This is a genomic window from Serratia sp. CY33802, from assembly GCF_052169095.1.
GTDB classification, from domain to species: Bacteria; Pseudomonadota; Gammaproteobacteria; order Enterobacterales; family Enterobacteriaceae; genus Serratia; species Serratia bockelmannii.
This window is the reverse complement of sequence record NZ_JBJNLL010000002.1, coordinates 124,072-136,312: the sequence shown is the minus strand read 5'-3', so window position 1 is coordinate 136,312 and position 12,241 is coordinate 124,072. Positions and strand designations below refer to the sequence as shown.

Annotated in this window: 12 protein-coding genes; 6 read left to right on the top strand and 6 right to left on the bottom strand. The window is 59.6% G+C overall.

Going from position 1 to position 12,241, the window contains the following annotated elements:
- The first annotated feature begins 46 nt into the window (after positions 1 to 46).
- The gene (locus tag ACJ8HA_RS07135) at positions 47 to 607 is read left to right on the top strand and encodes a YniB family protein (protein ID WP_025302601.1); all 561 of its coding nucleotides are present in this window, start codon (positions 47 to 49) and stop codon (positions 605 to 607) included.
- A 35-nt stretch (positions 608 to 642) separates the two neighbouring features.
- On the opposite strand, the gene ACJ8HA_RS07130 is transcribed toward ACJ8HA_RS07135, so the two are convergent.
- The 6 genes from ACJ8HA_RS07130 to ghoS all read right to left on the bottom strand — a co-directional run bounded on the left by ACJ8HA_RS07130 (position 643) and on the right by ghoS (position 5,726).
- Positions 643 to 1,512: a fructosamine kinase family protein gene (locus ACJ8HA_RS07130; RefSeq protein WP_033642864.1), complete on the bottom strand. Its 870-nt coding sequence runs from the start codon at positions 1,510 to 1,512 to the stop codon at positions 643 to 645.
- A 237-nt stretch (positions 1,513 to 1,749) separates the two neighbouring features.
- Positions 1,750 to 2,604, bottom strand: coding sequence for a metal ABC transporter permease (locus ACJ8HA_RS07125; protein WP_025302603.1), 855 nt, complete (start codon positions 2,602 to 2,604; stop codon positions 1,750 to 1,752).
- Entirely contained in the window at positions 2,604 to 3,464 is an 861-nt protein-coding gene (gene yfeC / locus ACJ8HA_RS07120) for an iron/manganese ABC transporter permease subunit YfeC (RefSeq protein ID WP_141969173.1), read from the bottom strand. Before yfeC ends, ACJ8HA_RS07125 begins: the two co-directional genes overlap by 1 nt.
- Positions 3,464 to 4,354 (bottom strand): manganese/iron ABC transporter ATP-binding protein, encoded by an 891-nt coding sequence (locus ACJ8HA_RS07115; protein ID WP_442515272.1) that lies wholly within the window; start codon positions 4,352 to 4,354, stop codon positions 3,464 to 3,466. The genes yfeC and ACJ8HA_RS07115 overlap by 1 nt, the downstream gene beginning before the upstream one ends.
- Positions 4,351 to 5,295, bottom strand: a complete 945-nt coding sequence (locus ACJ8HA_RS07110) for a metal ABC transporter substrate-binding protein (RefSeq protein ID WP_099817356.1) — start codon at positions 5,293 to 5,295, stop codon at positions 4,351 to 4,353. Before ACJ8HA_RS07110 ends, ACJ8HA_RS07115 begins: the two co-directional genes overlap by 4 nt.
- Before the next feature lie 131 nt (positions 5,296 to 5,426).
- Positions 5,427 to 5,726: a type V toxin-antitoxin system endoribonuclease antitoxin GhoS gene (gene ghoS / locus ACJ8HA_RS07105; RefSeq protein WP_099817357.1), complete on the bottom strand. Its 300-nt coding sequence runs from the start codon at positions 5,724 to 5,726 to the stop codon at positions 5,427 to 5,429.
- Between the two features lie 109 nt (positions 5,727 to 5,835).
- On the opposite strand from ghoS, the gene ACJ8HA_RS07100 reads away from it, so the two are divergent.
- The 5 genes from ACJ8HA_RS07100 (at position 5,836) to ACJ8HA_RS07080 (ending at position 12,209) form a co-directional block, all read left to right on the top strand.
- Positions 5,836 to 6,501 (top strand): transglycosylase SLT domain-containing protein, encoded by a 666-nt coding sequence (locus ACJ8HA_RS07100; RefSeq protein WP_025302607.1) that lies wholly within the window; start codon positions 5,836 to 5,838, stop codon positions 6,499 to 6,501.
- A gap of 307 nt (positions 6,502 to 6,808) precedes the next feature.
- Positions 6,809 to 7,534, top strand: a complete 726-nt coding sequence (locus ACJ8HA_RS07095; protein ID WP_025302608.1) for a gluconate 2-dehydrogenase subunit 3 family protein — start codon at positions 6,809 to 6,811, stop codon at positions 7,532 to 7,534.
- A gap of 2 nt (positions 7,535 to 7,536) precedes the next feature.
- Entirely contained in the window at positions 7,537 to 9,318 is a 1,782-nt protein-coding gene (locus ACJ8HA_RS07090; protein WP_025302609.1) for a GMC family oxidoreductase, read from the top strand.
- Between the two features lie 12 nt (positions 9,319 to 9,330).
- Positions 9,331 to 10,668 carry a c-type cytochrome gene (locus tag ACJ8HA_RS07085; protein WP_043143369.1) on the top strand — a complete coding sequence of 446 codons (1,338 nt, stop codon included), beginning with the start codon at positions 9,331 to 9,333 and terminating at the stop codon, positions 10,666 to 10,668.
- Positions 10,669 to 10,925: 257 nt separating this feature from the next.
- Positions 10,926 to 12,209 carry a serine/threonine protein kinase gene (locus ACJ8HA_RS07080; RefSeq protein WP_033642871.1) on the top strand — a complete coding sequence of 428 codons (1,284 nt, stop codon included), beginning with the start codon at positions 10,926 to 10,928 and terminating at the stop codon, positions 12,207 to 12,209.
- Positions 12,210 to 12,241: the final 32 nt, after the last annotated feature.

Sequence of the window (12,241 nt, the reverse complement as noted above, 5' to 3'; positions counted from 1 at the left end):
CAGGTAGACTTAGCCGATTCGGTTACGTCGCTAACAAGGGGAACACATGACGTATCAACAGGCCGGGCGTCTCGCCATTTTGAAACGCATTCTCGGATGGGTGGTTTTTATCCCGGCGTTGCTGTCGACGCTGATTTCCGTGCTGGGCTTTATCTATCAGCACAGTGAAAAAACCAAGGGCATCAACGCAGTGATGCTGGATTTTGTCCACGTGATGGTGGACATGGTGCGTTTCAACACGCCGTTCCTGAACCTTTTCTGGTACAACTCACCGGTGCCTGACGTGGATAAAAGCCTGTTCAGCGGCGCCAATCTGATGTTCATCATCATCTATATTCTGATCTTCGTCGGGCTGGCGCTGCAGGCCTCCGGCGCGCGCATGTCGCGTCAGGTCAAGTTCATCCGCGAAGGGTTGGAAGACCAGATGATCCTGGAGCAGGCCAAGGGCAGCGAAGGGCACACGCGCCAACAGCTTGAGGAGCGCATTACGCTGCCGCACCACACCATCTTCCTGCAATACTTCCCGCTGTACATCCTGCCTATCGTGATTGCGGTGATCGCCTGGTTCGTGATCCGCCTGTTGGGGCAGTTGGCCGGCGCGGCCTGAACCATGAACGGGGCGCCGCTCGGCGCCCCGGAACGTTATGACGCTTCGGGCTGCAGCAGCGCCTCCACCGCGCGTTGGGCAGCCACCAAATGCTGGCCGCCGAACAGATTGCTGCGGTTGAGCAGGTAGTACAGCTGATACAGCGGCTGGCGTTCGATAAATCCGGCCCCCAGCGGCCACACGCTCTGATAGCCGTCGTAGATCTGCGGCGGCAGCTCCGGATACAGCGGCAGCATCGCCAAATCGCACTCTCTGTCGCCCCAGTAGCTGGCCGGATCGAACAGTATCGGCCCGTTGGCGGTCATCGCGCAGTTGCCCGGCCACAGGTTGCCGTGCAGCAGGGAAGGCTGCGGCTGGTGGTGCTGCAAGCGCAGATACACCCGATCGACGATGTCGTCGATGTCGCCGAAGGTCATGCCTTTTTCCGCCGCCAGCTGCAGCTGCCAGCCGATGCGCTGTTCGGCGAAAAATTCCGACCAGCGGCGCTGCCAGGCGTTGGGTTGCGGAGTAGTGGTCAGATCGCTGTCGAAGTCGAGACCGAACTGCGGTTGCTCGCTCCACTGATGCAGGTGCGCCAACTGCTGGCCCAGACAGTAGGCGCCGTGGGCGTCGAGGGGTTTCAACTGCTGATACTCCAGCAGCAGGAAGCTGTAGTCGCGATCACTGCCGACGCCGTACACTTCCGGCACCCGCACGCTTTTGCTGCGCGCCAGCAACGCCAGCTGATCGGCCTCGGCGGTGAATATCGGCAGTTGTTCACGGGCGTCGCATTTCACGAACACCTCGTTGTCACCGTAACTCACGCGCCACGCCGGGTGAATGTCGCCCCCGGGCAGTTCAATCCTTTCGCGTATCTCTGCGCTGCCAAGATGTTCACTTAACAGACGGCTAACGGCTTGCCACATGGTATTTCCCCCTCTGTGCTGCCTGATAATTCATTAGGTTAGCGTCTTTCCCGTGGTGAAAACACGACGCGGCGCACAGCCGGCGTCAAAGGCGGCGATTTTTTCAGCGCCTCGCCAGCTCAAAGTATATACCCTATTGATTAATTTAAGCGTAATACCGATTGCAACTTGATGACAACGAATAAGCCAGCGGAGGAATAGGATGCGGCGGGGCACACCGCCGCATCAGAGGGGCGTTTAACTGCCCATCGGGGCGTTTTGGTTACCCTGTAACGGGCGCAGCTTGCTGTACAACAAGGCGACAACGAACAGCACGGCCTGCACGATGACGATACAGGGCCCGGTGGCGCCGTCGATGTGGAAGCTGATCAGGGTGCCGAGCACGCAAGAGAACACCGACACCACCGTCGCCACCATCAGCATGCGATCAAACCGGCGGCACAGCATAAAGGCGATGATGCCGGGGGCGATCAGCATGGCAATCACCAAAATCACCCCCACGGCTTGCAGCGAGGCGACGATGGTCATCGCCAGCAGGCACAGCAGCCCGTAGTGCAGCAGCTTGACCGGCAGGCCAATCACCCGGGCATGGTGCGGATCGAAACAGTACAGCATGAAGTCTTTGCGCTTGAGTAACACCACCGCCAGGGTGATGCCGGCGATCAGCAGGGTTTGCTTCAGCTCACCGTCGGTGATGCCCAGCATGTTGCCGAACAGAATGTGGCTCAGGTGCTGGTCGGTATCGATGCGCGAGAACAGCACCAGGCCGAAGGCGAACATGCCGGAGAAAACGATGCCCATCACCGTGTCTTCTTTCACCCGACTGTTCTCTTTCAGGTAGCCGGTGGCTACCGCGCAAAAGATGCCGGAGAGGAAGGCGCCGATCGCCAGCGGGATGCCGACCACGAACGCCACCACGATGCCGGGCAGCACCGCGTGCGAGATGGCGTCACCCATCAGCGACCAGCCTTTGAGCACCAGATAGCAGGAGAGCACGGCGCACACTACGCCGGTGACGATGGCAGCGACGATCGCCCGCTGCATGAACGGGTAGGCGAAGGGTTCGCTCAGCAGTTGATACAGGGTGTCCATCAGCGACCTCCGGTTTGCGACTGTGCCACACGACGCCGGGACGCCAGCAGGCCGTGTTTCGGCGCGAAGAAGAACGCCGCCAGGAACACCAGCGTTTGCAGGGTGACGATAACGCCCCCGGTGGCGCCGTCGAGGAAGAAACTCAGGTAGGCGCCGATGCCGCTGGTCAATGCGCCGATGATGATGGCGATGATCACCAGCCGGCTGAAGCGGTCGGTCAGCAGGTAGGCGGTGGCGCCCGGCGTGATCACCATGGCGATCACCAAAATGGCGCCGACGGTTTGCAGCGCGGCGACGGTGCAGGCGCTGAGCAGGGTGAAGAACAGGATCTTCAGCTTCAGCGGTGACAGGCCGATCGAGACCGCGTGGCTTTCGTCGAAGAACACCGCCAGCAGGTCTTTCCACACCAGGCACAGGATCAGCAGCGAAACGCCGATGATGATTTCTACCTGCAGCACGTCTTCGTCGGCGATGCCAAGGATATTGCCGAAGATGATCGACTGTACGTTGACCGAGGTAGGGTTGAGCGACACGATCAGCAGACCGACGGCGAAGAAGGTGGAGAAGATGAAGCCGATGATGGCGTCTTCGCGCAGCCGGGTGATGTGGCGCACCAGCGTCATCGCCAGCGCCGCCAGCATGCCGGTAAAGAAGGCGCCGGCGGCGTAGGGCAGGCCGAGGGCGTAGGCGCCGGCCACGCCGGGCACCACCGAGTGCGACAGCGCATCGCCCATCAACGACCATCCCTTCAGCATCAGATAGGCGGACAGGAACGCGCAGGCGGCGCCGACGATGGCGCTGACCCAGATGGCTTTCACCATGTAGTTATAACTGAAAGGTTGCAGCAGAAGGTCCAGCATCAGGATTGTTTCTCCCTGGCCTGGCTGTTGGCCGGCGGATCGCTCTTGGTGTGGCCGTAGAACACCGCCGGGCGCTCATCGTCGGTCAACACCGTAACGGTGCGCGGATCGTTGTCGTCGTGCAGGTCCGGGCCTGAGAGGTTGATATGGCGCAGCACGCCGCCGAATGCCTGCTCCAGGTTGCTCTGCGTGAAGGTGGTTTCGGTTGGGCCGGCGGCCAGCACCGTGCGGTTGATGAGGATCACCCGATCGCAAAACTCCGGCACGCTGCCGAGGTTGTGGGTGGAGACCAGGATCAGATGCCCCTCGTCGCGCAATGCGCGCAGCAGCTCGATAATGGCATTCTCGGTTTTCACATCCACGCCGGTGAACGGTTCATCCAGCAGCAGCACGGTGCCCTGTTGCGCCAGCGCGCGCGCCAGAAACACGCGCTTTTTCTGGCCGCCGGACAGCTCGCCGATCTGCCGACCGCGCAGCTCGCTGAGGCCGACCCGCTCCAGCGCCTTGTCAACCCGCAACCGGTCCTCTCGCGACGGAATGCGCAGGAAATTCATCTTGCCGTAGCGGCCCATCATCACCACGTCTTCCACCAGCACCGGGAAGTTCCAGTCGACGTCCTCGGTCTGTGGCACGTAGGCGATCAGGTTCTTTTTCAGCGCGTCCGCTACCGGTTTGTCGATGAGCGACACCCGGCCGCTGGTGGGCCTGACCAGGCCCATGATGCTTTTGAACAACGTCGATTTACCGCTGCCGTTGACGCCGACCAGTGCGCAGATCGAACCGCCGCTCAGGGTAAAGCTGGCGTTGTGAATGGCGGTGTGTCCGTTGTTGTAGGTCACGGTGACGTCGTCCACGTTCAATTCAGGGCGGACAAACGGTTCATGGGTCATTGATCGAATCCTTTGGCGATGGTTTGCACGGTGGTGTTAAGCAGGTCGATATAGGTCGGCACTGGGCCGTCGCGGGTGGACAGCGAATCCACGTACAGCACGCCGCCGTATTTGGCGCCGGTTTCTTTCGCTACCTGCTTGGCCGGCTTGTCGGAAATGGTGCTCTCGCTGAACACCACCGGAATATGGTGGGCGCGCACCGCGTCGATTACCCGGCGCACCTGCTGCGGCGAACCTTGCTCATCGGCGTTGATCGGCCACAGATAGACTTCTTTCAGCTGATAGTCCTGCGCCAGGTAGCTGAAAGCGCCTTCGCTGGTCACCAGCCAACGCTGTGCGGTCGGAATGCGCGCCAGGCGTTCGCGCAGTGGGGCGTCCAGTGCGCCGATTTTCTCTGCGTAGGCTTTGGCGTTGCGGTTATAGGTTTCCGCATGTGCCGGATCGTGCTCCACCAGGGCTTTGCGAATGTTCTCGATGTACACCAGCGCGTTGCTTGGCGACATCCAGGCATGCGGGTTCGGGTTGCCGTTATACGGCCCTTCGCGGATCGGCAGCGGGGTGATGCCTTCGGTCACGACCGCCGCCGGCACCTGTTTGATGTTTTCGAAGAAGCGCTGGAACCAGCGTTCCAGGTTCATGCCGTTCCACAGGATCAGGTCGGCGTGCTGCGCTTTGACGATGTCGCGCGGGGTCGGTTGATAGTCGTGGATCTCGGCACCCGGCTTGGTGATGGATTCCACCACGGCGGCGTCACCGGCCACGTTCTGGGCAATGTCCTGAATGATGGTAAAGGTTGTCACCACGCGCAGCTTTTTTTCCGCCAGCGCGTTTTGACTGACCAAGGCGGCGCCGAGCAGCAGGCAGGCGAGCGTAAAAGGGCGTAACAGTGCGGCAGCGCGGGAAGGGCGACTGCGACGAAAAGCGCAACTTATCAATGGCATGATGACGTCTCCTGGTTCAAATGAAAATGATTATCAATATCAATTGAGGCGAAGTCAAGCGTCACTTGCCCACCGCCGGCGGGGTATTTCTCCAACTGAAAAAATAATACCGTCCGGGGAGTTATAGCATTTTATGTATCAGTATGTAACCGCTGAAGGTAGTCCTCACAGGTGCATATCGTCACCTCCGGCTGTTTTCCCAATGCCAACTGCCCGAACCCCTGCGCCAGGCGCAGTACATCCTCTTGATCCAGCACGGTTATGAACGCGAAACTGTTGCTGCCGAGCTCATGGTGAACGCCATTTTCGTCTGTCACCGACGTGACAAAACCTTCGCGCGTCAATTGCCCGGTCAGCTTCGCCAGGTCGGTTAATCCCGCTTCCTGATAGCGAAAAGTCACCACAAAGCAGTTTGTTGCAGATTGACTCATAAATCACCTCTTGGTATATGGATAGCTTGAGATTAGCCCAAAAAATTACTGCAGGTGTCCTTACAAGTTGTATATGCTACGCAACTCATTGAAAGGAGTGAGGGATTCTGTGAAAACAAAAATAGGTTGCCTTACGGCAATTTTGCTTTTGTCGGGGTGCGCCAAAGACCCGCAAACGGCAAGCAATATTTCAGGCAGTGGCACAACGCGCGGCGGTTGGTTAAAACCCCCTCCGCAGGCACCGGTAAACCGCACAGGCACCCCGGTTGCTTATAACGATTACATTCGTCAGGCCGCCAGCAACTACGGCGTTGACGAAACGCTGATTAAAGCGATTATTCAGGTGGAGTCCGGGTTTAACCCGAACGTGGTCAGCACCTCGAACGCAGTGGGATTGATGCAGCTTAAGGCTTCTACCGCCGGCCGCGACGCCTATCGCATGAAAGGACGAAACGGGCAACCCAGCTCGCGTGAGCTGAAAGATCCGGCGGTCAATATTGATCTGGGAACGGCCTATATCAATATTCTTCAAAGCCAGCAGCTAGCCGGGATCAACAACCCTCAGACTCTGCGTTATGCCACCATCGTTTCGTACGTGAACGGGGCGGGTGCCATGTTACGCACCTTCTCCTCGGACAAGCGTGTGGCGGTGAATCGCATCAATCAGATGAGTCCGGACGAGTTTTATCAGCACATCCAGAAAAAGCACCCGGCACCGCAGGCGCCGCGCTATTTGTGGAAGGTGACCACCGCCTACCAGGCGATGTCGCAGTAACCCTCTCTTTTGTCGAATCGGCCGCTGAACGCGGCCGATTTTGTTTATGGCGCCGCTTAAGAGCACGACGCACCTCTCATTTTTCGTTATTTCCTCACCGGTTATCAGAAAAACCGCACAAAAAGTTAAATTTACGTTAGCAGATAAATCTTTACGTTCATTCAATAAGTTACCGGTAACATTTTTGCATTTGCTCGCATTCTGACCTTCAATAAATAGACAAATAAGTAACAAATTATTTTAAAAACCCGTATCGACCGCAAGGTTGCGGTTAAATAGTTGTGACTATCTTTGGATGGAATGTGACATGTCGAATCATAAAACCAACAATTCGCGGCGCGATTTCTTGTTGAAATCGATGACCTTAATTCCTGCGGCGGTAATTGGTGGCAGTGGCGTTGGCGCGCTGACGGCACCGGCACCAGCGGTCGCGGCCCCGAACACTTCAACGCAGAACGATTACCAACCGACCTTTTTCACCCCGGAAGAGTGGGCCTTCATCAGGGCCGCCGTCGCGCGCCTGATCCCGGCCGACGAACGCGGCCCTGGCGCACTGGAAGCCGGCGTACCGGAGTTTATCGATCGCCAGATGAATACCCCATACGCCACCGGCTCCATCTGGTACATGCAGGGGCCATTCAACCCCGATGTGCCGAAGGAGATGGGTTATCAGCTGCCGCTGGTGCCCAAGCAAATCTACAACCTCGGCATCAGTGACGCCGACGCCTACAGCAAGAAAACCGCCGGCAAGCCCTTCGCCGAACTGGATGGCGCGCAGCAAGACGCCATGCTGCAAAAGTTCGAGTCCGGCGAGGCGGAGTTCCAGCAGCTGCCGTCGAAACTGTTCTTCTCCTATCTGTTGCAAAACACCCGCGAAGGTTTCTTCAGCGATCCTATCCATGGCGGCAACAAAGACATGGTGGGCTGGAAGCTGATTAATTTTCCGGGCGCGCGCGCCGATTTTATGGACTGGGTTGAGCGAGGGGAGCGTTATCCCTTCCCGCCGGTCTCGATTCGTGGGGAGAGGGGCTGATCATGGCAACGGTAATGAAAAAAGTAGATGCGGTGATCGTCGGTTTCGGCTGGGTGGGCGCGATCATGGCCAAAGAGCTGACCGAGGCCGGCCTCAACGTGGTGGCGTTGGAGCGTGGCCCGATGCGCGACACCTATCCGGACGGTTCTTATCCGCAGGTGATCGACGAGCTGACCTATAACATCCGCCGCAAACTGTTCCAGGATCTGTCGAAAAGCACCGTCACCATTCGCCACAACAGCAGCCAGACCGCGGTGCCTTACCGCCAGCTGGCGGCGTTCCTGCCGGGCACCGGCGTTGGCGGTGCCGGCCTGCACTGGTCGGGCGTGCATTTTCGCGTCGATCCGATCGAACTGCGCATGCGCAGCCACTATGAAGAGCGCTACGGCAAAAACTTCATTCCGAAGGACATGACCATCCAGGACTTCGGCGTGACCTACGACGAGCTGGAACCGTTCTTCGATAAAGCGGAGAAAGTGTTCGGCACCTCCGGCACCGCCTGGACCATCAAAGGGCAGAAAGTGGCGCAGAAGGGCGGCAACCGCTTTGCGGCGGATCGTTCCAGCGACTTCCCGCTGCCGGCGCAGAAAAATACCTACTCCGCCCAGCTGTTCGAGAAAGCGGCGCTGGAGGTGGGTTATCACCCTTACAACCTGCCGTCCGCCAACACCTCGGACTCTTACACCAACCCGTACGGCGCGCAGATGGGCCCGTGCAACTTCTGCGGTTTCTGCAGCGGCTACGCCTGCTACATGTATTCCAAGGCCTCGCCGAACGTCAACATTTTGCCGGCGCTGCGCATGGAGAAACGTTTCGAGCTGCGCACCAACGCCAACGTGCTGAAGGTCAACCTGACCGACGACAAATCCCGCGCCACCGGCGTGAACTACGTCGATGCGCAGGGCCGCGAGATTGAACAGCCGGCCGATCTGGTGATCCTGGGCGCGTTCCAGTTCCACAACGTGCACCTGATGCTGCTGTCCGGCATCGGCAAGCCTTACGATCCGGTGACCGGCGAAGGCGTGGTCGGGCGCAACTTCGCCTACCAGAACATGACCACCATCAAGGCGTTCTTCGATAAAGACGTGTTCACCAACCCGTTCATCGGCGCCGGCGGCAACGGCGTGGGCGTGGACGACTTCAACGCCGATAACTTCGACCACGCCAAAGAAGGCTTCGTCGGCGGTTCGCCGTTCTGGGTCAACCAGGCGGGCACCAAGCCGATCTCCGGCCTGCCGACGCCGCCGGGCACCCCGGCCTGGGGCAGCAAATGGAAAGCGGCGGTGGCGGATGCCTACACCCACCACGTTTCGATGGACGCCCACGGCGCGCACCAGTCGTACCGCAACAACTATCTGGATCTTGATCCCAACTACAAGAACGTCTTTGGCCAGCCGCTGCTGCGCATGACGTTCGACTGGCAGGAAAACGACATCAAGATGGCGCAGTTCATGTACGACAAGATGGCGCCGATCGCCAAGGCGATGAACCCGAAACTGATCGCCGGCAGCCCGAAAAACGCCAACAGCCACTTCGACACCACCAGCTACCAAACCACCCACATGAACGGCGGCGCGGTAATGGGCGAGGATCCGAAGACCAGCGCGGTCAACCGCTATCTGCAGAGCTGGGACGTGCACAACGTGTTCTCGATCGGCGCATCGGCCTTCCCGCAGGGGCTGGGCTACAACCCGACCGGCACCGTGGCGGCATTGGCTTACTGGTCTGCCCGCGCCATTCGCGAGCAGTATCTGAAAAACCCAGGCCCATTGGTGCAGGCATAAGGACGGCGAACGATGAAAGCATTTGTACCGGCACTGGTTCTCAGTGCAGTGAGTTTTTCCGTTTGGGCGCAGGACGCCACCGTCAGCAGCGAGCTGATCAAGCGCGGTGAATACCTGGCGCGCGCCGGCGACTGCGTGGCTTGCCACACCGACGGCAAGAGCGGCAAAACCTTCGCCGGCGGTCTGGCGATGGAGACGCCGATCGGCACCATCTACTCCACCAACATCACGCCGGACAAGAAAACCGGCATCGGCGATTACAGCTTCGAGGATTTCGACAACGCGGTGCGTAAGGGCGTAGCCAAAAACGGCAGCACCCTGTACCCGGCGATGCCGTACCCGTCGTTCGCGCTGGTGAAAGAGGACGACATGCGGGCCATGTATGCCTATTTCATGCACGGCGTGCAGCCGGTGGAGCAGGCCAATAAGGACTCCGACATCCCGTGGCCGCTGTCGATGCGCTGGCCGCTGAGCATCTGGCGCGGCATGTTCGCGCCGTCGCCGGCGGACTTCGTGGCTGACGCCAAGGCCGATCCGGTGATTGAGCGCGGCCGCTACCTGGTGGAAGGCCTGGGCCACTGCGGTGCCTGCCATACCCCGCGCAGCATCACCATGCAGGAAAAAGCGCTGAGCAACAGCGAAAGCGACGACTACCTGTCCGGCAGCAACGCGCCGATCGACGGCTGGGTGGCTTCCAGCCTGCGCAGCGACCGCAAGGATGGCCTGGGCAGTTGGAGCGAAGCCGAGCTGACCGAGTTCCTGAAAACCGGCCGTAACGACAAGGCGATCGTGTTTGGCGGCATGAGCGACGTGGTGGAGCACAGCCTGCAATACCTGAGCGACGACGATCTGACCGCCATCGCACGCTACCTGAAATCGCTGCCGCCGAAAGACGGCAAGCAGCAGGCGGCGCCGGTCGAAGACAGCGTGGCCAAGGATCTGTGGCGCGGTGACGACAGCAAGCCCGGCGCGGCGCTGTATGTCGATAACTGCGCGGCCTGCCACCGCACCGACGGCGTGGGCTACAAGCGCGCCTTCCCGTCGCTGAAGGGCAACCCGGTGGTGCAGACCGAGGACGCGACCTCGCTGATCCACATCGTGCTGACCGGCAACACTACGCCGGCGGTGCAGGGGGCGGTGTCCAACATCACCATGCCGCCGTTCGGCTGGCGTCTGAACGATCAGCAGGTGGCGGACGTGGTGAACTTCATCCGCACCAGCTGGGGCAACAGTGCCAAACCGGTGAGCGCCTCCGACGTGGCCGACGTGCGTAAAGACCGCTCGATGATCCGCGACGAGAAGGAGATGGGCAGCGCCGAGGTGCCGGACCATCCGGACGCGAAGAAGTAAACCGCTTAAGGGCTCCGCAAGGGGCCCTTAGTTTTTTCTGTCTGCGCCGTTTTTTCCAGCATTTTCTGTTCACAAATCGTTCGTTCGGCCGATAAAACATAGACCCGCAGCGGATTTTTCATTATCCTTTGCCGTCCTTTCATCAGGCGTAAGTATGAAATATCGCTTTAATTCACTGATTACTATTAAAAAATTCGCGGAGAAGGATATCCCGTTAGGCGCAATCGTTGGCGCCGCAGATTAAGGTAGACTGTCTCATGAGTACGATTTCTCCCGATTCAGGCACGCTGACGGCCGCTCAGCCTGCCAAATGGAACAAAACCGACACCGTCTGGATGTTCGGTCTTTATGCCACCGCGGTGGGCGCCGGCACGTTGTTCTTGCCGATCAACGCCGGTTTGAACGGCCCGCTGGTGCTGCTGCTGATGGCGCTGTTCGCTTTCCCGCTGACCTATTTGCCGCACCGCGCGCTCAGCCGCTTCGTGCTTTCCGGCTCCAGCCGCGACGGCAATATTCACGATGTGGTGGTGGAACATTTCGGCGTATTGGCCGGAAAAATCATCATGGTGCTGTATCTGATGGCGTTCTTCCCGATCGTGCTGGTGTACAGCATTTCGATCACTAACGCGCTGGACAGCTTCCTGATCCATCAGTTCCATGTGGCGCCGCTGCCGCGCATCTGGCTGAGCCTGGCGGTGGTGGTGGTGCTCAATCTGGTGCTGCTGCGCGGCAAAGACAGCATCGTGGCGGCAATGGGCATGCTGGTGTTCCCGCTGCTGGTGTTCCTGATGGGCATTTCGCTGTACCTGATGCCGAGCTGGAATACCGCCAACTTCGTTAATGGCCTGGCCGCCACCCGCTTCGATACGCCGGGGCTGTGGCATTCGCTGTGGCTGGCGGTGCCGGTGATGGTGTTCTCCTTCAGCCATGCACCGATCATCTCCTCCTTCGCCTCGACGCAGAAGAGCCTGTATGGCGACAAGGCGGAACGCCGCTGTGCGCGCATCATGCGCTACAGCTATGTGCTGATCTGCGTTACCGTGCTGTTCTTCGTGTTCAGCTGCGTGCTGAGCCTGTCCCATGAAGACATGCAGCAGGCCAAAGATCAGAACATCACGGTGCTGACCACCTTGGCCAACAAGTTCTCCAACCCGCTGATCGCCTATCTCGGCCCGGTGATGGCGATGCTGGCAATGGCTAAATCCTATCTCGGCACCTCGCTGGGGGTGACGGAAGGGGCGACCAGCCTGATCGATGGCGTCACGCGCGCGGTCGGCAAGCCGCTCAGCTCGCGCATGACGCACCGCATCTCGGCGGTGGCACTGTTCCTGCTCACCTGGGCGGCGACGGTGTGGAACCCCAGCGCGCTGCACATCATCGAAACCATCAGCGGCCCGCTGATTGCGGCGATCCTGTTCATCCTGCCGATGTACGCGGTGCGTGCGGTGCCGGCCATGCGCCAATATCGCGCGGCGAGCAACGTCTTCGTGCTGGTGATGGGCTTGATTGCGCTGTCGGCGCTGATCTACGGCCTGATGTGATCCCCTGGGCGCGCCGGCTCCGGCGCGCCTCT

Coding starts and splice junctions, on each gene's coding strand:
- ACJ8HA_RS07110 (WP_099817356.1), bottom strand. CDS start 5,295: ATGCCATTGATAAGTTGCGCTTTTCGTCGCAGTCGCCCTTCCCGCGCT.
- ACJ8HA_RS07085 (WP_043143369.1), top strand. CDS start 9,331: ATGAAAGCATTTGTACCGGCACTGGTTCTCAGTGCAGTGAGTTTTTCC.
- ACJ8HA_RS07095 (WP_025302608.1), top strand. CDS start 6,809: ATGTCGAATCATAAAACCAACAATTCGCGGCGCGATTTCTTGTTGAAA.
- ACJ8HA_RS07090 (WP_025302609.1), top strand. CDS start 7,537: ATGGCAACGGTAATGAAAAAAGTAGATGCGGTGATCGTCGGTTTCGGC.
- ghoS (WP_099817357.1), bottom strand. CDS start 5,726: ATGAGTCAATCTGCAACAAACTGCTTTGTGGTGACTTTTCGCTATCAG.
- ACJ8HA_RS07080 (WP_033642871.1), top strand. CDS start 10,926: ATGAGTACGATTTCTCCCGATTCAGGCACGCTGACGGCCGCTCAGCCT.
- ACJ8HA_RS07115 (WP_442515272.1), bottom strand. CDS start 4,354: ATGACCCATGAACCGTTTGTCCGCCCTGAATTGAACGTGGACGACGTC.
- yfeC (WP_141969173.1), bottom strand. CDS start 3,464: ATGCTGGACCTTCTGCTGCAACCTTTCAGTTATAACTACATGGTGAAA.
- ACJ8HA_RS07135 (WP_025302601.1), top strand. CDS start 47: ATGACGTATCAACAGGCCGGGCGTCTCGCCATTTTGAAACGCATTCTC.
- ACJ8HA_RS07130 (WP_033642864.1), bottom strand. CDS start 1,512: ATGTGGCAAGCCGTTAGCCGTCTGTTAAGTGAACATCTTGGCAGCGCA.
- ACJ8HA_RS07125 (WP_025302603.1), bottom strand. CDS start 2,604: ATGGACACCCTGTATCAACTGCTGAGCGAACCCTTCGCCTACCCGTTC.